Origin of the sequence: Streptomyces sp. NPDC051913 (genome assembly GCF_044593635.1) — a bacterium.
Classification (GTDB): domain Bacteria; phylum Actinomycetota; class Actinomycetes; order Streptomycetales; family Streptomycetaceae; genus Streptomyces.
The window spans coordinates 316,497-333,478 of the sequence record NZ_JBIUCI010000001.1; the positions used below are offsets into that span (position 1 = coordinate 316,497).

General features: G+C 65.8%; 18 protein-coding genes. 3 read left to right on the forward strand and 15 right to left on the reverse strand.

The window, feature by feature from the left end; all coding sequences use genetic code 11:
• Positions 1 to 55 precede the first annotated feature (55 nt).
• Together ACIHIX_RS01435 and ACIHIX_RS01440 are read left to right on the forward strand one after the other, a co-directional pair.
• A complete protein-coding gene (locus tag ACIHIX_RS01435) occupies positions 56 to 1,600 on the forward strand; it encodes an alpha/beta hydrolase (protein ID WP_399948517.1) in 1,545 nt (514 codons plus the stop codon).
• Between the two features lie 130 nt (positions 1,601 to 1,730).
• Positions 1,731 to 3,293 carry an alpha/beta hydrolase gene (locus ACIHIX_RS01440; protein WP_399948519.1) on the forward strand — a complete coding sequence of 521 codons (1,563 nt, stop codon included), beginning with the start codon at positions 1,731 to 1,733 and terminating at the stop codon, positions 3,291 to 3,293.
• Positions 3,294 to 3,411: 118 nt separating this feature from the next.
• Here ACIHIX_RS01440 and ACIHIX_RS01445 read toward each other — a convergent pair whose 3' ends face one another.
• The 12 genes from ACIHIX_RS01445 to ACIHIX_RS01500 all read right to left on the reverse strand — a co-directional run bounded on the left by ACIHIX_RS01445 (position 3,412) and on the right by ACIHIX_RS01500 (position 10,803).
• Positions 3,412 to 4,647: a tyrosine-type recombinase/integrase gene (locus ACIHIX_RS01445; protein ID WP_399948521.1), complete on the reverse strand. Its 1,236-nt coding sequence runs from the start codon at positions 4,645 to 4,647 to the stop codon at positions 3,412 to 3,414.
• Positions 4,647 to 4,844: an AlpA family transcriptional regulator gene (locus ACIHIX_RS01450; RefSeq protein WP_059191864.1), complete on the reverse strand. Its 198-nt coding sequence runs from the start codon at positions 4,842 to 4,844 to the stop codon at positions 4,647 to 4,649. Before ACIHIX_RS01450 ends, ACIHIX_RS01445 begins: the two co-directional genes overlap by 1 nt.
• Before the next feature lies 1 nt (position 4,845).
• On the reverse strand, positions 4,846 to 6,219 hold the full coding sequence (repSA, locus tag ACIHIX_RS01455) for a replication initiator protein RepSA (protein WP_399948523.1): 1,374 nt from the start codon (positions 6,217 to 6,219) through the stop codon (positions 4,846 to 4,848).
• Positions 6,212 to 6,397, reverse strand: a complete 186-nt coding sequence (locus ACIHIX_RS01460; RefSeq protein WP_399948525.1) for a hypothetical protein — start codon at positions 6,395 to 6,397, stop codon at positions 6,212 to 6,214. Before ACIHIX_RS01460 ends, repSA begins: the two co-directional genes overlap by 8 nt.
• A gap of 94 nt (positions 6,398 to 6,491) precedes the next feature.
• The gene (locus tag ACIHIX_RS01465; protein WP_399948527.1) at positions 6,492 to 6,806 is read right to left on the reverse strand and encodes a SpdD-like protein; all 315 of its coding nucleotides are present in this window, start codon (positions 6,804 to 6,806) and stop codon (positions 6,492 to 6,494) included.
• A 23-nt stretch (positions 6,807 to 6,829) separates the two neighbouring features.
• Positions 6,830 to 6,985 carry a hypothetical protein gene (locus ACIHIX_RS01470; RefSeq protein WP_399948529.1) on the reverse strand — a complete coding sequence of 52 codons (156 nt, stop codon included), beginning with the start codon at positions 6,983 to 6,985 and terminating at the stop codon, positions 6,830 to 6,832.
• 12 nt (positions 6,986 to 6,997) lie between these two features.
• A complete protein-coding gene (locus ACIHIX_RS01475; protein WP_059191860.1) occupies positions 6,998 to 7,189 on the reverse strand; it encodes a mobile element transfer protein in 192 nt (63 codons plus the stop codon).
• Positions 7,190 to 7,210: 21 nt separating this feature from the next.
• Positions 7,211 to 7,879 (reverse strand): DUF2637 domain-containing protein, encoded by a 669-nt coding sequence (locus tag ACIHIX_RS01480; RefSeq protein WP_399948531.1) that lies wholly within the window; start codon positions 7,877 to 7,879, stop codon positions 7,211 to 7,213.
• Positions 7,879 to 8,085: a hypothetical protein gene (locus ACIHIX_RS01485; protein WP_399948533.1), complete on the reverse strand. Its 207-nt coding sequence runs from the start codon at positions 8,083 to 8,085 to the stop codon at positions 7,879 to 7,881. Before ACIHIX_RS01485 ends, ACIHIX_RS01480 begins: the two co-directional genes overlap by 1 nt.
• 84 nt (positions 8,086 to 8,169) lie before the next feature.
• The gene (locus ACIHIX_RS01490; protein WP_399950006.1) at positions 8,170 to 9,513 is read right to left on the reverse strand and encodes an FtsK/SpoIIIE domain-containing protein; all 1,344 of its coding nucleotides are present in this window, start codon (positions 9,511 to 9,513) and stop codon (positions 8,170 to 8,172) included.
• 14 nt (positions 9,514 to 9,527) lie between these two features.
• Positions 9,528 to 9,884, reverse strand: a complete 357-nt coding sequence (locus ACIHIX_RS01495; RefSeq protein WP_399948535.1) for a hypothetical protein — start codon at positions 9,882 to 9,884, stop codon at positions 9,528 to 9,530.
• Positions 9,885 to 10,023: 139 nt separating this feature from the next.
• On the reverse strand, positions 10,024 to 10,803 hold the full coding sequence (locus ACIHIX_RS01500; RefSeq protein ID WP_399948537.1) for a GntR family transcriptional regulator: 780 nt from the start codon (positions 10,801 to 10,803) through the stop codon (positions 10,024 to 10,026).
• An 18-nt stretch (positions 10,804 to 10,821) separates the two neighbouring features.
• Here ACIHIX_RS01500 and ACIHIX_RS01505 point away from each other — a divergent pair, with 18 nt between their 5' ends.
• Complete coding sequence (locus ACIHIX_RS01505) at positions 10,822 to 11,289, forward strand: NUDIX hydrolase (protein WP_399948539.1); 468 nt, start codon at positions 10,822 to 10,824, stop codon at positions 11,287 to 11,289.
• A gap of 365 nt (positions 11,290 to 11,654) precedes the next feature.
• Here the strand turns inward: ACIHIX_RS01505 and ACIHIX_RS01510 are convergent, their stop codons facing one another.
• The 3 genes from ACIHIX_RS01510 to moeZ form a co-directional block, all read right to left on the reverse strand.
• On the reverse strand, positions 11,655 to 12,287 hold the full coding sequence (locus ACIHIX_RS01510; protein ID WP_399948541.1) for an SLATT domain-containing protein: 633 nt from the start codon (positions 12,285 to 12,287) through the stop codon (positions 11,655 to 11,657).
• Positions 12,274 to 15,375 carry an ATP-binding protein gene (locus ACIHIX_RS01515; RefSeq protein ID WP_399948543.1) on the reverse strand — a complete coding sequence of 1,034 codons (3,102 nt, stop codon included), beginning with the start codon at positions 15,373 to 15,375 and terminating at the stop codon, positions 12,274 to 12,276. The genes ACIHIX_RS01510 and ACIHIX_RS01515 overlap by 14 nt, the downstream gene beginning before the upstream one ends.
• A 386-nt stretch (positions 15,376 to 15,761) precedes the next feature.
• Positions 15,762 to 16,940, reverse strand: a complete 1,179-nt coding sequence (gene moeZ, locus ACIHIX_RS01520; RefSeq protein ID WP_399948545.1) for an adenylyltransferase/sulfurtransferase MoeZ — start codon at positions 16,938 to 16,940, stop codon at positions 15,762 to 15,764.
• Between the last annotated feature and the right edge of the window lie 42 nt (positions 16,941 to 16,982).

Sequence of the window (16,982 nt, forward strand, 5' to 3'; positions counted from 1 at the left end):
CCTCGTACGGCCCGTGCCCCGAGCGGGCCGTCCTGCCCGCCCGCAGGATGGGACCATGCCGAACCCTCCCCGTCTGCGGGCCGCTGCCCTGACCGCCTCCGCCGTCCTGCTGTCCAGCGTGCTGGCGGGCTGCGGCGACGACTCCAAGGATCAGGATCTGACGGCCCAGAAGCTGAGCTGGGAGGACTGCCCGGCCCCGTCCACGGCGGAGGGCGGCGGTGACGCCCCGTCGCCTCTGCCCGACGGCGACGAGTGGCAGTGCGCGACCCTCAAGGCGCCCCGCGACTGGGACGATCCCAAAGGCGACACGATCGGGCTGGCGCTGATCCGAGCGAGGACGAGCGGCGACGAGAGCAAGCGGATCGGCTCCCTGATCTTCAACTTCGGGGGCCCCGGCGGCTCGGGCGTCACCACCCTGCCCGCCTTCGGCGAGGACTACGCGAAACTGCGCACCCGGTACGACCTGGTGAGCTTCGACCCGCGCGGAGTGGGCCGCAGCGCCCCCGTGGAATGCCTCGACGACCTCCAGCTCGACGCGTACTTCCAGCAGGACGCCACCCCCGACGACGCGACCGAGCGCACCAAGCTCCTGGACAACACCAAGGAGTTCAACGCGGCCTGCGAGGACAACTCCAAGAAGGTGCTCCCCCATGTGCGCACCACCGACGCGGCCCGCGACATGGACCTGATGCGCCAGGTCCTCGGCGACGACCGGCTGCACTACTTCGGCATCTCGTACGGCACCGAACTCGGCGGCGTGTACGCCCACTTGTTCCCCAAGCGGGTGGGCCGGGCCGTCTTCGACGCCGTGGTCGACCCGACCGAGGACTCCGAGCAGGGCTCGCTCGGCCAGACCAAGGGCTTCCAGCTCGCCCTCGACAACTTCGCCGAGGACTGTGTGTCGAAGACCGAGGACTGCCCGATCGGCGACACCGCACAGGACGTCAAGGACCGCATCGCCAGACTCCTGAAGGACCTCGACACCACGCCGATCCCCGGCGTCGGACTGCGCAAGCTGACCCAGACCGCGGCGACCAGCGGCATCGCCCAGTCGCTGTACTCGCAGGACTTCTGGGAGTACCTGACGGAGGGCCTGGACCAGGCCTACGCCGGGGACGGCAGGGTCCTGATGCTGCTGGCCGACTCCATGAACGGGCGCAACGAGGACGGCACGTACAGCAATCTCACCGCGGCCAACATCGCCATCAACTGCGCGGACGACAAGGCCCGGTACACCGAGGACTACGTCGAGCAGAAGCTCCCCGAGTTCCGGTCCGCCTCCCCGGTCTTCGGCGACTATCTGGCCTGGGGAATGGTCAGCTGCACCGACTGGGCCGTGAAGGGCGCCGCCGAGCACCCCGACGTGAGCGCGTCCGGCTCGGCACCGATCCTCGTCGTCGGCAACACCGGCGACCCGGCCACACCGTACGAAGGGGCGCGAAGGATGGTGGACGCGCTGGGCGAGGGCGTCGGCGTCGAGCTGACGTACAAGGGCCAGGGACACGGCGCCTACGACAGCAAGAACAAGTGCGTGCAGAGCGCGGTGAACGGCTATCTGCTGGACGGCAGGGTCCCGACCGCCGGGACCGTGTGCTCCTGACCCTCCCGCATCAGGAAAAGTGCAGGTCAGAACGTTATCCACAGGCCTCGGCGGTCCTCGTGTGATCCGCCTACCATGGCATGACCGCCATCCGCGGCACGATGCGGACGGCCCGCGAGGGGGGACTGCGATGACGCGTTTCGTACGGTGGACGGCTCTGGCCGCCGCCGCGGCACTACTGGTGGGAGCCTGTAGCGGCGGCTCGTCCGACGACGGAAAGGGAGAGGGGGGCGACGGGGAGACCCACGCGTCCGGCCCGTCGTCGAGCCCCTCCGGCACCGAGGCCGCGGCAGCCCTGCCCGCCTCGCTGACCTCGCAGAAGCTCGACTGGGAAGACTGCAAGGGCACCGCCGACTCCCCCGCCCCGAGCAGCGAATGGCGGTGCGCGACGCTCAAGGTGCCGCTGGACTGGGCGAAGCCGTCGGGGAAGACCATCGGCCTCGCGCTGATCCGCGCCGAGGCCCGTGGCGACGACAAGATCGGCTCGCTGCTGTTCAACTTCGGCGGCCCCGGCGGCTCCGGTGTGTCGATGATGCCGCTGTACGGCGCGACGGTCTCACCGCTGCGCGAGCGGTACGACCTGGTGAGCTGGGACCCGCGCGGGGTCGGCGGAAGCGAAGGCGTCCGCTGCCGCGGCGACAAGGCGATCGAGTCCGCCGAGTCGATCGACGCCACGCCGGACACCGCGGCCGAGGAGGCCGCCTACTTCCAGGACGCCACCGACTTCGGCAAGGGCTGCCAGAAGGCGGCCGGCGAGCTGTTGGCCCACGTCTCCACCACCGACACCGCCCGCGACATGGACCTGATGCGTCAGGTGCTGGGCGACGAGAAGATGCACTACTTCGGCATCTCGTACGGCACCGAACTCGGCGGCGTGTACGCCCATCTGTTCCCGAAGAACGTGGGGCGGCTGATCCTCGACGCGGTCGTCGACCCGAGCGCCGACACCGTGGGACACGCGGAGAACCAGACCCGGGGCTTCCAGCGCGCGTTGGACGACTACCTGAAGTCGACCGGCCAGGACCCCGAACAGGGCACGCGGAAGATCGCCGCGCTGCTGAAGGACCTCGACGCGAACCCGCTGCCGACGGGGACCTCCCGGAAGCTGACCCAGACCCTCGCGGTCACCGGCATCGTGCTGCCGCTCTACAGCAAGGCCAGTTGGCCGACGCTGACCAGCGCCCTGAAGGCCGCGGAGGAGGGGGACGGCGCGGAGCTGCTGACGCTCGCCGACGGCTACAACGAACGGGACACCTCGGGCCACTACGGCACGACGACCCACTCCCAGCGGGTCATATCGTGCCTGGACGACAAGCAGCGGCCGACCGCGGCGGAGACGAAGAAGCTGTTGCCGACGTTCGAGAAGCTCTCGCCCGTCTTCGGGGCCTTCCTGGGCTGGGACACGGCCGGCTGGTGCCACGACTGGCCGGTGGCCGGGCAGTGGGACACCCCGGAGGTGAGCGCGCCCGGCGCGGCGCCGGTCCTCGTGGTCGGCAACACCGGCGACCCGGCGACCCCGTACGAGGGCGCCCGGAAGATGGCGGACGAGCTGGGCAAGGGCGTCGGCGTGGAGCTCACCTGGAAGGGCGAGGGACACGGGGCGTACGGCAGCGGGAGCGACTGCGTCGACTCCACGGTGAACGCGTACCTGCTCAAGGGCACGGTGCCGAAGGACGGCAAGGTCTGCTCATGACGACGACGGGGGCCGCACGCACCCGTGGTGCACGCGGCCCCCGCCGTACGGCAGACCGTCGGTCAGTAGACCGGCAAGTCAGGCGGGAACCTGCCTGAACTGCATGTTCCCCATCTCGTCACCCCTCCTGGGCCGTCGTGGGGCCGTCATCGTTCTCGGGGCCGTCCGCGAAGGCTCGGTCCACGGCTTCCCTGGTCCGCTTCTCGCTGCTAGGCATCAGGTGCGTATAGGTCCGCAGAGTGAAGCCCGGGTCATGGTGCCCGAGGTACTGGGAGACAGCCTTGATGCTCTCCCCGGCATCGAGCAGGACGGACGCGTAGAAGTGCCTCAGCGCGTGCATGCCATTAACCCGGCCGTAAGGGACGTCAGCCGCCTCCAATGCTGGACGCCATGCCCAACGGTTGAAGTCGTTTCGGTTGACCGGGCGGCCCTGATCCCTGTGGAAGAGCAGGGATGCCGTGACAGGGGGACCGTCGACCGCCCTCCAAGGGAGCGTCACCACCGTGGGTGGATGCTGGCTGATGTGCTGCTCGACCATCCGGGCAACGGTTGCGGGCAGAGGCACAGTGCGCGTCTTTGCGCCCTTGGGCGGAGCGAAAACGGGACGGTTGCGAATGAGCTTGACCTGCCGGACCACATGAACCACGCCGTCGATGAAGTCCAAGTCGTCGACCGCCAGCCCCAGCACCTCACCCTGACGCAGGCCGCACCCGCCAGCCAGATCCACCATGGCCCGGTAATGCTCTGGTAGCGCCGAGCGGACCGCGAGCACGCGCTCACGCGGCCAAGGAACAATCCGGCGAACATCGAGCTTCGGCGCACGGACAGACGACGAGCGGCAGGGATTCTCCGGGATCAGGCGATCATCAACAGCCGCCGTGAGCATGGTGGAGAAGTTCGCGAAGATCACCCGTTGATAAGCCGGTGCGACTCCCCCATCATGCAGCTTCCGCAACCACTCACGGATGTGCGTCGGCCGGAGTGAGCCCAGCGTACGACTGCCCAGGTAGGGCAGGACGTGCAGGCGGATGCGCTGCTCGGTGCCCACGAAGGTGCCCGGGTCCATGGTGAGCGACGCCAACCATCGTTCGGCGTGCTGTCGAACGGTGAGGCGACCGGCTTGCGGATCGATGTACTGCCCCCGCGACATGTCAGCTTCGATCTGCGTGAGCCACAGTTCAGCGAGCCGCTTCTGCTTGTCCGGGAAGCTCTTGGACTTCTCGGTGCCGTCCGGGCCGATGTAGCGGGCGCGGTAGCGCATGCCCATGCCGTGGCGATCGGTCTTGACCCGGCTGGGCTTGCCGTCCGGGCCCGGCTCAGTCCGGTACCAGCGGTCTTGGACGTGTCCGGCCATCAGGCAGCAGCTCCCTTCAGCTGGGAGTCGACCCAGGCGCGTACGTCCTCCGGGTCGAAGCGGAGGTGCCGGCCGACGCGGAAGCCGCGGGGACCGGTGCGCTTGCGACGCCATTGGTAGACCGTCTCGACGCTGGGCAGCTCGAACATCTCCACCAGGTCTTCCGGGGTCAGGAACCTGTTCGGGAGCGCCGTCATGTCACCACTGCCTTTCGTCGGCCAGGGCGCGGAGTTCTTCGCGGGCTGTCTCGCGGCCGAGTTGGAGGCCGCGGGCGATGGTGGCGGCGAGGACGGATTCGCCGGGGGTGTGGCCGTGTCCGGCGTACTGCCAGTCGGTGAGGACGAGGACGGTGTCCGGCTCGCGGTCGTCCATGCCGAGGGATTCGCGTTCCTGCGCGGCGCGGTAGTCGGCGCGGGCTTGGCGGAGGGCGCCGAGGGTCGTCGAGTAGCGGCGGGATTTGGAGCTGAAATGGCCTCGGAAGCCGAGCATGTGAGCCCAGGCCCATAGACGTCGCTCCGGATAGAGCGGGTCGAGGGTCTTGCAGGCTTCGATCAGGCGGCGGGTGTGGTCGGGGACCTGATGGCGGTCGAGTTCGGAGAGTTCGCCGATGCGGCGGTCGAGGGTGCCGGTGTTCTCGGCGGCTTTGGTGGCGTACTTGGCAACGTAGGAGGCCACGGCCTGTTCGGTGATGTCGGAGCCGTCGCCGAACGCCTTGACCGGGCGGATGTCGAGTTGGGTGCCCCATCGGAAGGTGCGGGCGGGTTGGTCGTCGGCGGCCGGGACGGAGACCGAGGTGTAGGAGTGCGCGGCGGCGGCGCGGATGGCGTCGGTGAGGAGGTCGGTCGTGGCCCAGGCGGGTGGGGGTGTGTCGGGACCGTCCGGGCCATCGATGCGGATCACTGCGTGGAAGTGCAGGGCACCGCGCTTCTGGAACTCAGCGACCTTGCCGTAGGAGACGCGGGCGTGGTCGGGCAGTTCACTGCGGGTGAGTCCGGCACGGGCGGCGATCTCGCGACGCAGGCGAGTGGTGAAGCGCTGCCAGAGGTCGCCCGCGTGGTTGTTGAAGAGGACGGCGCCCGCGTAGTCGTACGTTGTCGCGTCGAGGGCCGTGCCGAGGGCCGGATCGTCGGCCGGGTGGCGGGTGCCGCAGCGGCAGGTGCCGCGGTCGGGGCGGTTGTGGACCGGGCCGAAGGACGGGGCGGTGAGGGTGGCGAAGACGCGGGGATGGTCGCGGACGGTGGAGGGGATGTCGCGGGTGTCGTCTCCGGCCAGGCCCGCGCGGATGAGGTGGTACGTGTCGCCCGCGTACGTCCAGGCGCAGGACGGGCAGCGGGAGGCGCGGCGGTTGCCGCAGGCGAGGCGGAGGCGTCCGCCGGGTTCGTTCTCGGTGGAGTAGTGGTGCAGGGTCTCGCCGGTGACCTTGTCCTTGTGGAGGGTCCAGCCGGTCAGGTGGATCGGGTCGGAGCAGCCGCCGGTGCGGCGTATCTGGTCTTCCCAGCGGTCATAGTCGGAGGCCGAAGCCACCCTCAGCAGGTCGCCGAGGGTGGTCGGGTCGAGCAGCGTGTCAGGCACGGGCACCCTCCCGCGTGCGGCGGGTGCGGATAACGCCGAGGCCGTTGCAGGCCGGGCAGTACGCGGTAATGGTGCGCAGGTGTCCGCGCCGGTCACGGCCGCCGAGGGTGACGGCGGCGGAGGCGAAGCCGTCGCAGTCCGGGCAGATGCGCCGCGCGGGCGTGGTGCGTTCCGTCATGCTGGGGGTTCCTTTTCGGTTCCTCGGGATCGGAGAAGGGGCACGGCTCCCGGGCGGTGGATGCTTGGCGGTATCGAGGCAGCCCGGGGGCCGGTCAGCGCTGCTTGGCGCTGGTGGTGACGAGGGAGCGGATCACCAGGGCACAGATGGCGAGGGACGCGCCGGTGATGGCGACCGCCAGGAGCAGGGAGACGAGGACGGCGCCGACGACCAGGACCACGGCGGTGCCGCCGCCGACGAGGGCGAGCGCGGTGCCGGGGGTGAGCTGGATCGTGGGACGGGCAGAGGCCGGAACCGGGGGTGTCGGTGTGGTCGGGGTGTGCGGGATGACGGAGGTCGGCTCGATGACGGTCGGCGGTGTGGTGACTCCGGTCGGCGTGGGCATGGTCGGGATCTTCGGGCGGAACATGGTGAACTCCCTTCAGGTGTGGGCTACTTGACGGCGGCGTCGATCGCGGGGGCGAGCAGGCTGTCGGCGAGGAGGTAGCCGCCGAGCAGGAGGACGGCGATGAGCCACCAGGGCGGGCGGATGAGCTTGACGCCGAGGTAGCCGACGACGAGCAGGGCGAACCAGAGGGGGACGTCCATGGCGGTGGCCTCCTAGCGGACGCGGCAACGGTGGGTACGGGCGGCGAGCTGGGCGGCGCTCCGGCTCGTGTAGTCGGCGGACCAGCCGCAGCGGTCGGCGGTGCACACGGCGGCGTGGGCGGTCCTGCCGTTGCGGTCGCGGTGGGTGCCGATCTGCACGGGGCCGATCTGCATCAGCGAGTGGAAGTGCTCGTTGGCGGGCATGGCGGTGGTTCTCCCTTCCGGTCAGGCGAGTTGGGCGGCGATGGCGTCGGCGAGCTGGGGCGGGACGCCGAGGCGGGCGCGCAGGGTGTCGGTGTCGATCGGGGCGCCGGTCCGGGACTGGTGGTCGTCGGCGACCTTGCGGGCGTGGTCGACCAAGGCGGCCGGGACGGGCGGCATGGACGGAGCCGGGTCGGCGGCGGGCAGGGCCGGGGTCGGTTCGGGTGCGGTGACCGAGGCTGCTTCCGGAGCCGGTTCGGGGGTGGGATCGGGCTCGACTTCGGGTGCGGTTGCGGGTGCCGGCGGAACCGGCACCCGGTCGCTCGCCGGGGTCGAGGCGTGGGCGAGGAGCGTGCCGCCGAGGAAGGCGAGGGCGGGCCATCCGGCGACGCCGAGACGGAGCAGGGCGGGCGGGTTGGCCAGGTCGAGGAATCCGGCGGTGGCGATGTTGGCGCCGAGTGAGGCGACCAGGGCAATGACGAACCAGCACCAGGCCAGCCGGGACGGGCCGTCGTTGCGCAGGCGTCGCCAGGCCGCGACCAGGAGCAGATCGACGGAGACGGGGTAGGCCCAGGCTTTCCAGCCGTCCTGTCCGGCAGCGGCGGCCAGGTCGTGCAGGTGGGCGAAGGAGAGGGCTCCGGCGATGACGGCCTGGACGAGGACGGCGTCCACGCGGAGGGCGGGGCGGGCCATCAGGAGTCCCGGCCGGGGTAGGCCGGGCCGTCGTTGGGGTCGTAGCCGGGCGGGAAGAGGCCGGGCGGCGGCTCCGGCAGGGACGCGGCCAGGCACGGGCCGACGATGCCGATGAACCCCTCGTCGGCGTCGTCGGTGTGGGCGTACAGGGCCAGGTCGGCCAGCATCCCGACGGTGCGGGTGAAGTCCTCACAGGGCGGGCACATGGCGGGTTGACTCCCTCAGTTCAGGCATGGGTCGGGTAGGGACTTGGCGCGGGTGCGGTCGCGCCGACCGTGGAGCGGGAGGGTTCAGGCGGCGGCCGGGGCCGACTCGACGGCCGGAGCGGTCATCGGCCGCGGGATGCCGAGCGCGGGCCGGAAGGGCGCCAGGGCGGGCACGTCCGGGGTCAGGTCGGCGTACCGGTTGCAGACGTTGACGGCCTTGCGCAGCGTGGTGTGCGGGGCCCGGATGCGATGCCAGCCTCCGGTGGAGTCGCCCGCGATGGCGAGCCCGCGCATGTCGGCGGGGATCTGGATGGCGGCGAGGACGGCGTCCGGGGAGATGTCGCCGAAGGCCATGTTGGCGCTGGATTCGTCGTTGACGCGGTGTGCGGTGCGGCCGGTGAGCTGGGCGCGGAGCATCGTGATGCCCTTGCCGAGTTCGGAGCCGAAGCGCTGCCCGCAGATCTCCAGGTAGATCCCGGCGGCACGGCCGAGCTGGGCGAGCCGGGCGAGGGCGGTGATGATCCGGTCCCGGCGCTTCTCCTCCTCCTTGTTGGCGTACAGGGCGAGTTCGGCGACCTCGTCGACCAGGACGACGATCGGGGTCGGGCGCAGGTCGTCGGGCAAGGCCCAGATGTCGGCGGCGATGTCGGCGTCCGGGACGTCGGAGGTGATGCGCTGTTCAGCGCGGATGAGCTGGTAGACGTCCTCCATGTGCCTGACGAGCGCGTCGAGGAGGTCGGCGGCGGTGTCGGGGTTATCGGCGAGCGCGGAAAACCGGCGGGCCAGCGGGAAGAGTTCGACACCCTGCTTGCAGTCGATGCCGACCAGGGCCACGTCCATGGGCGCCAGCCCGGCGACCAGGTTGCGTTGGTAGACGGACTTGCCGGACTCGGTGGCGCCGAGGGTGAGGGCGTGAGGAATCGCCCGGTAGTCGCGGTAGTGGATCGTGCCGTCTTCGCGCAGGGCGACCGGGACGCGCATCGGGCGGGTGTCGGGGTCGGCGGGCATGCGCACTTGCTTGAGGACGTCGTAGCCGGTCATCCGCAACTCGACGACGCCGGAGCGGAGTTCGCGGGAGGTCACGCCGTACATTGAGAAGGAGTGCCGTAACCGGTCGGAGGCGGCGGCGATATCGAAGGCGTCCTGTCCGGGACGAAGCTTGAGCCGCAGGACCAGGCCGGTACGAGTCGGACGTAACCGCCGGATGCCCGGCGCGCGGGACTCCGGCACAGGCCGGTTGGCGATCCGGGCCAGAGCCAGGCGCCAGCGCGAGGGCGGGACCGTCAGCCCGCAGGCGTCCATGACCGAGCCGTACCGGACCAGGACGCGGACCGTGGCGAGGACGACGCCGAAGGTCATCCAGTACCAGGCGGGGCCCCGCCACCGCAGGAGACCCGCAGTGACGACGACCAGCACCAGAGCGACCATGAAGGCGTTCACGGTCAGGCCGCCTTCGGCTTCGCGGTAGCGGCGGCGAGCGAGGTGACCGCGACCGCGCGGAACGCGATCCCGTGCCGCTTCTGCCCGTTGAACTCGTTCTCCCACGGCCGGGCGATCAGACCAGTCAGCGCCACCGGAGTGCCCATGGCCAGCTCACCGGAGATACCGGTCTCGGGGACCGTGATGGAAAGGATCTCCACCTCGTCGTTGGCCGCGAACATCACGTCGACGGTCATCATCTTCGCGCCGGTCTCGGCGTCGGTGGCGATCTCGCCGGTACGGCGGTCCTTGACCTTGGGCTGCGGGGACTTGGCGACCATCACGGTCGCGTCGGAGGTGTTGACGGGGATCGAGCGCACAGCAAATCACTCCTCTATAGAGGCTGGACTCCGTCACTCATGTACATGAGTGACATGAAGAAGAGTGCCCGACTCCTATACATGAGTCAACCCGCCGCGAAGAAGAACTCGCGACGGGCTGCGGGGAGTTGAGCGTGCGTCAGTCGACGGCGGGGATGCGGTACTCGAAAACGAACTGGTCAGCGGCCATGAGCGTGTCGCAGACCTCGACGACGAGACCTTCGGTCGTACGGGCTTCACGGATGAGGTGAACCACCGGGGCACCGGGGCTGAGTGCCAGTTCGGACGCCTCTGCCTTGGAGGCCGGGCGGGCTTGGAGCGTCTCGACGAACTCAGAGAACTCGTGCCCATGGTCTTCGAGTCGGGCGTAGATGCCACCGCCGCCGGGGTTCTCGGCGAACAGCTCCGGGATCTCCTTCACGACGTCCCAGGGGAGGTACGACGTGGCGGTCTCGACGGGCGTGCCGTTCCGGAAGTAGAGGCGTCGCCGGGCCAGGACCTGAGTGCCGGCCGGAACGCCCAGCCGCTGGGCCGCGTCCTCCGGAGCCTCCATCGGTCCGATGTAGAGCACGCTCACCTTGGCCGTGGCGCCGGACTGCGCGGACTCGGCGAGGTACGCAGCCTTACCGCCCTGCCGGAGCGAGCGCCGGAAGCGGTCGGAGGAGCGGTGGCGTACCGGCGGCCGGTCCTTCACGATCGAGCCCTTGCCATGCCGGGTCTCGACGAGTCCGCTCGCGCGTACCTCGACCATGGCCTTGCGGATCGTGCCTCCGGAGACGTTGTAGCGGTCGACGAGGTCCGCTTCACTCGGCACCATGTCACCCGGCTTCAGGACACCGGCCCGGATTTGGTGCACGATCTCTTCGGCGATCTGCACGTACCGGGGTACGGACCGCTCTCCTCCTGCTGCGGTTCCCATAGTCCTTCTCTGCCTCCTATGCTCCTGTACATGAGTACATCACGGGAAGCAGGGTCGTCGATGCCGTTGCACTCAGTCTCCGTGGCCGGAGTGGTGGTGCGCGAGGACGGCCGCCTCCTGGCGATCCGCCGGGCCGACAACGGCTCTTGGGAGCTCCCGGGCGGTGTACTCGAACTCGACGAGACCCCCGAGGCGGGCGTCGTCCGCGAAGTCCAAGAGGAGACGGGCGTCCACGTCGAGGTGGACGAGCTCACCGGGGTCTACAAGAACACGACCCGGGGCATCGTCGCCCTGGTCTTCCGCTGCAAGCCCTCCGGTGGATCGGAGCGGACGTCGGACGAATCGACGGCGGTCTCGTGGCTCACGCCCGAGGAGGTCTCGGAGCGCATGTCCGAGGTCTTCTCGATCAGGCTCTTGGACGCCTTGGACGGCAACGGCCCTCACGTACGGAGCCACGACGGCAAGCGCCTCATCCCAGCGGGATAGAACTTTCCCTACTTCATCAAGGCCCGCGCACGGCGCGGGCGCGCGCCGCCTCTGCGGCGCGGCCTGCCTCTGTCTTCGCCCCGGCTGGCCGCGCCACGGCGGCGCGCTACGTGCATGCGGGCGAGTACGGGAGAAACCCTCTGCGGCTGGGGCGGTCGGCTCCACGGCTTTAGGCAGCCAATTTGGCGCGAGCCTCGAAGATCATGGCCCCAACGTCGTGCTTTAACGGGCAGGTCCACAGACTGCCCGACTCGCCGGAAGCTTAAGGGGCCATGATCACTCGCGCCAAATCAGCTCCAGCCCAAAGCCGCTACACCGACCTCTATTACCTAATCACCGGACCTTCAGAAGACGGTCCCCCGTCATCACTGAGAACGAGATGGCAATGCCGGCACTGTACCTGATTCCAACTGCAGGAGATGGTTCTGGAACTCTGACACCCACGCCAGCGTTTCTGTCTCCATGAGCATGGCGAAGTCGTCCACGAAAGTGACCAATTCCTGGACTGCTTTAGAAAACTCATCGACATCTGGGTTGCCGGTAACCCTGGCCTCTATCCTAGGCCAGGACGCCTGGAATGCGATCAGCCGACGATTAAGAGAGATGGCCGTTGAGACATACCGCATCCAAGAGGATGAGAAACCACACACCCTATCGACTGCGACGCAGCATGCTCCAAGTCCTATGAGCCCGTATCCCCAGATGGACTGTTTTGACCATCCCATCCCTACGGCCACCACCGGCGTTACCGTCCCTAGGCTAAAAAGCAATACGGACGCCAGCCGAAGGAATCGAGACCATCGCGCCTTCGACACCTTTTCTTGACTGTACCAATTAATGGACTCAGTAGCGAAGGACTCTACCCATACAAAGAGGTCCTTGAGGGTACTTTCGAGGGCGCCGTGCTGCGAAACGCCTTGAAAACCAATAGCGCGCAAATCGCCGGTTGAATAACGATCAGCCCCCGACCCGCCGCCACCTATACTAGAAGGCGCCATAGTAGCCCCCACCCCACCTTTGCCATTTCCGCGTATCGAAAAATTCCACGGAACTTTCGTCAGAACGCGCGATCTTGGCGAATTCTGGCCAGTCGACCAGATCTAGGATACCTTGGCGTTGCAAGGATTCTTGGGTTTCCGCTACCGAGAACGCTTTCCTCCCCGCACGATAATGTTGATCCTCGGAATGAATACGGTTCGAAATGAGCCAACAAAGAAGCAGTAGACGAATCTCCGCTGTTGCCGTATTTGGTTCGCCAGAGAGTGCATCTACCATTTCTTGCCAGGGATGTCCAGGCAGCAGATAACGAGTTTCCCCAATGATGAAACCCCGCATACTATCGTTAAACCCGGCGACTTCAACCTCGCCGATTGGTAGCCTGACAAGCCCCATAGGCTGACTGCTGTAGCTTTCGCGCTCCCCTTCTAGAGCTTCAAGAGGAGTACCGGCAAGGAAACGCGGGGTCCACCGCAGCACATCACCCTTTTTCACCCAGGTGACATTGCAACTCCGGTGCTCCATATTCCCTCTGACCTTGGCAATCTCCCAACTTGTCAGGAATAGATCATCGACTTCGTCAGTCCGCCCAAGGCGTGAGCACAGCACAGGAAGCCTTTGCCCCGTGGACTCCTGTTGTTGAGCGCTCAGAAGATTGACCACCGACTCCCGCGTACCGCCGGGTAGCTCTCGAAGCAAGTACTCGACATGTTCCGTTACGGCGCTTTCCGTTGTCGCCACTTCATCGAACTTGTGCAACTCTCGGGCCGTAACACGTTTTCTCGTGCCTTCATCCTCAATGAGGAAGAACGGAATCTGTTGGACGGCCTCCTTAAGCGCCAGAGGCGAAACCGGATTGCTTTGCCCTCGGCCAGTAAGGGGTCCAGCGATGAAGAGAGCTTCCTCTGTTGCCCAGGTAATCGAGTGCTGACGCTCAGTCTGCAACAACTGAATCTCTTCGATTACGTGCTCACAGTAGGCTTCATAGCAGTTGCGAACGAATTCCCCCAACTCGCGAGTGGGCTCCAATGCAGATCTAGCAACATTTGTACGTGGCGCTGTGGGCCCGTGCGTATTAGAAAGGGCAGCGATCGGACCGATGCCACGAAAGCCTGGCGTATAGTGCTCTACGCGTATGCCGCCCACACAAACACCCGTTGTAGGAACCCATTCCTGCGAACGCCTCCTTACTTGCTGGGGTGCTGTTGCTGCCAGGAACGTCCATTCCCTAAAATGTTGGTTCCACCTAAGAGCGTATGCGATGGTCACGTTCTCGGCGCGTCGTTCAACGACCCGAATCTTTTCCTGTTCCAATGCCAGTGCGCTTGCAGGGCTCGATCGCGCAATTGACGACCTCAGAGCTTCAGTTACCGAGGTGAATCCGATTTTCCGCGGATCTCCTTCGTCCTCCTGAACTGACACATTGCATTCAGGAAGAATAACCCAATCTTGCGCCGTTTGCGTTACATTCTTTAGCTCTGCACTCGGCCTGAGTGTCAGTTTTACAATCGTTCCATGAGGACGAATACTTTCGGGTACCTCTTGATTCTTATCAAGGGTCCGCACGAGGTATTGGCCGTGAACCGAGCGTAGTGACAGTTGCCGCGCTTGCTCCTCGTCTGGATGGCACGTAACAATTTCCACTTGATCGGCCACCATGAAGGTAGAGAGAACACCAATTCCGAATCGACTAATAGGGTTAAAGGATGGATTGCGCTTGCGGAATTCAGGATCCTGATAAAGACTTGCACCTGCCCGGAGTAGATTGTTTTCAATCACCCCTTGCGTCATACCCGTGCCGTTGTCGCACACCTCCAACGTGCGCGCTTTACTGTCCCAGTGAACCCTGACTCTTCCGGCAAGATTAGAATCATGACCATGCTTTAGGCGCACAGCATCGATCGAGTTTTGCAGGAGTTCACGAAGAACGACATTCGTGTCGTTGTAGAGAGTATGTCCGGTTAGAAGGTCCAATACTTTGTCTTGATCGATGGTGAATTGGAATGGCTCTGTGAGGAATCCTCTCGCCTCAATGCGAGTCGTGTCGATTGCTCTCCAGGGGAAATAGTACTTTGTTCCCTGGCTGGAGTTTGAGCGCTGAGCCCATTCGTAGCTTTTGCGCAATTGATCCGCAGCGTACTTTAGGTAAGAGGTTAGGCCAAAGAAGCCATTCTCGTCAGTGAAAGTAGCGTGAACAGAAATGGTGTCGCGCGGCGCTTCCTCCGAAGGGACGCCATCCTTGTCGACGCCCATCATAGGAACAACTGCCCGTACGGCTGCCTGTTTGGCCCACTCGTTCTGACTGATCGGATCGGCTGGATTGAAGATACGGAATGCCACAGACGGCGTGCGGTCCCTCGTGATGTGAAAAAGATCCACCGTCCGGAGGAGAATGGCTGCGAATTGCACATTAGCTCGCTCGCTACTCGCAGATCCGTAATACTGCTCAACAGGGTACTTTTTGACATCAAATAGATCATCAAGATGGTGGCTTTCGCACACCTTGGCAAGGTCTTCCCTAAAAACAGGATCGAGCTGCGAAAGAATGCGCTGGATTTCGTCAACAATTCGCTCATTCGCCCCCAGCTTAGAAGAAGCGTCTCCCTCAATCCATTTCCGCACCCTTGCGGCGTGATTGTAGCGAACGAACTCTTGGTAGAGGAACTTTTCCTGCTCTTCTCTGGATAGTCCGCTTAGGCGCGCAAAATAGTCACGCCCGTCGGCGTCCGGTGTGTTAAGTGTGCTCTCACAGAACTGCGCAAAATCTGATTCGCCTCGTCTCGCGTATTCATCCTTAGTGACAAGCATCCCCAGGTCGTGAAAATATACAGCAAGGACAATCAGTAACCAGTCGGCTGGAGTCATTGCTTCGCACGTTCGGGCCGTGACTAGCCAATCCAGCTTTCCCAGCATAGCCTCAATGTGCGTAATATCATGTTTGGTGTACTCGTCAAAAAAGCCGTAACTTCCAATCCTTCCCAGTAGTTCCTCCATTTCTCTTCTTGTTTGAGTGAGACTGATTCCACCAAATGCAGGAAGATCGCATGCCGCGTTTGCGTAGTTTTCGGCAAGCGAGGGGAATGAACTCATTATGCTCCCAGGGATGTCGTAGGACGTTATGTAACGCTAGCGTCAACTGGACATCACTGCGCGGGACTTGGGTAGATTGCCCCTTGCGCAGCCCGAATCCGAGCACGGGGACTTGCCGCAGGGGTCGGGGAGAGTCCTACCTCAAACCGGACCACACCTTCACGCGACACCACAGGGAGCAGCTCCCAGGTCGCTCCTGCGCCCCTGGAGTGATCACGGTGTGTCATTTTCTGGCTCCCGCGCGGAGGTGAGGCGGCCGAGGTCCCGGGCCGTCCCTGGGCCGTCCAAGGCCACCCGACGCCCACCAACAACGACAGAAGCCCACGGCATCTGAGCTGGTCAGAGCCGTGGGCTTCTTCTGTCCCGCTGGTCAGCGGAACGGGCGCTTAGTAGACCGGCTTGTGCGGTTCGATCTGGTTGACCCAGCCGATCACACCGCCGCCGACGTGCACGGCGTCCGCGAAGCCCGCGGACTTGAGCACGGCGAGGACCTCCGCGCTGCGGACGCCCGTCTTGCAGTGCAGGACGATCTTCTTGTCCTGCGGGAGGCCCTCCAGGGCGGTGCCCATGAGGAACTCGTTCTTCGGGATCAGCTTGGCGCCGGGGATCGAGACGATCTCGTACTCGTTGATCTCACGGACGTCGATGATCTCGATGTTCTCGCCGTCGTCGATCCACTCCTTGAGCTGCTTGGGAGTGATCGTCGCGCCGGCGGCCGCCTCCTGGGCCTCCTCGGAGACGACGCCGCAGAAGGCCTCGTAGTCGATGAGCTCGGTGACGGTCGGGTTCTCGCCGCAGACCGCGCAGTTCGGGTCCTTGCGGACCTTGACCTGGCGGTACTGCATCTCCAGGGCGTCGTAGATCATCAGGCGGCCGACCAGGGGCTCACCGATGCCCGCGAGGAGCTTGATGGCCTCGTTGACCTGGATGGAGCCGATGGATGCGCACAGCACGCCAAGGACGCCGCCCTCGGCGCAGGAGGGGACCATGCCCGGCGGCGGGGGCTCCGGGTAGAGGCAGCGGTAGCAGGGGCCGTGCTCGGACCAGAAGACCGAGGCCTGGCCGTCGAAGCGGTAGATCGAGCCCCACACGTACGGCTTGTTGAGCAGCACGCAGGCGTCGTTGACCAGGTAGCGGGTCGCGAAGTTGTCCGTGCCGTCGACGATCAGGTCGTACTGGCTGAAGATGTCCATCACGTTGTCGGCCTCGAGCCGCTCCTCGTGAAGGACCACGTTGACGTACGGGTTGATGCCGAGGACGGAGTCGCGCGCGGACTCGGCCTTGGAGCGGCCGATGTCGGCCTGGCTGTGGATGATCTGGCGCTGCAGGTTCGACTCGTCGACCTCGTCGAACTCCACGATGCCCAGCGTGCCGACGCCCGCCGCGGCCAGGTACATCAGCGCCGGCGAGCCCAGGCCGCCGGCGCCGACGGCCAGCACCTTGGCGTTCTTCAGCCGCTTCTGCCCGTCCATCCCGACGTCGGGGATGATCAGGTGGCGGGAGTACCTGCGGACCTCGTCTACGGTGAGCTCGGCAGCGGGCTCGACCAGGGGTGGCAGCGACACGGGGACTCCGTTGGTCGGTCAATCATTACGGTTGTTCTCCCC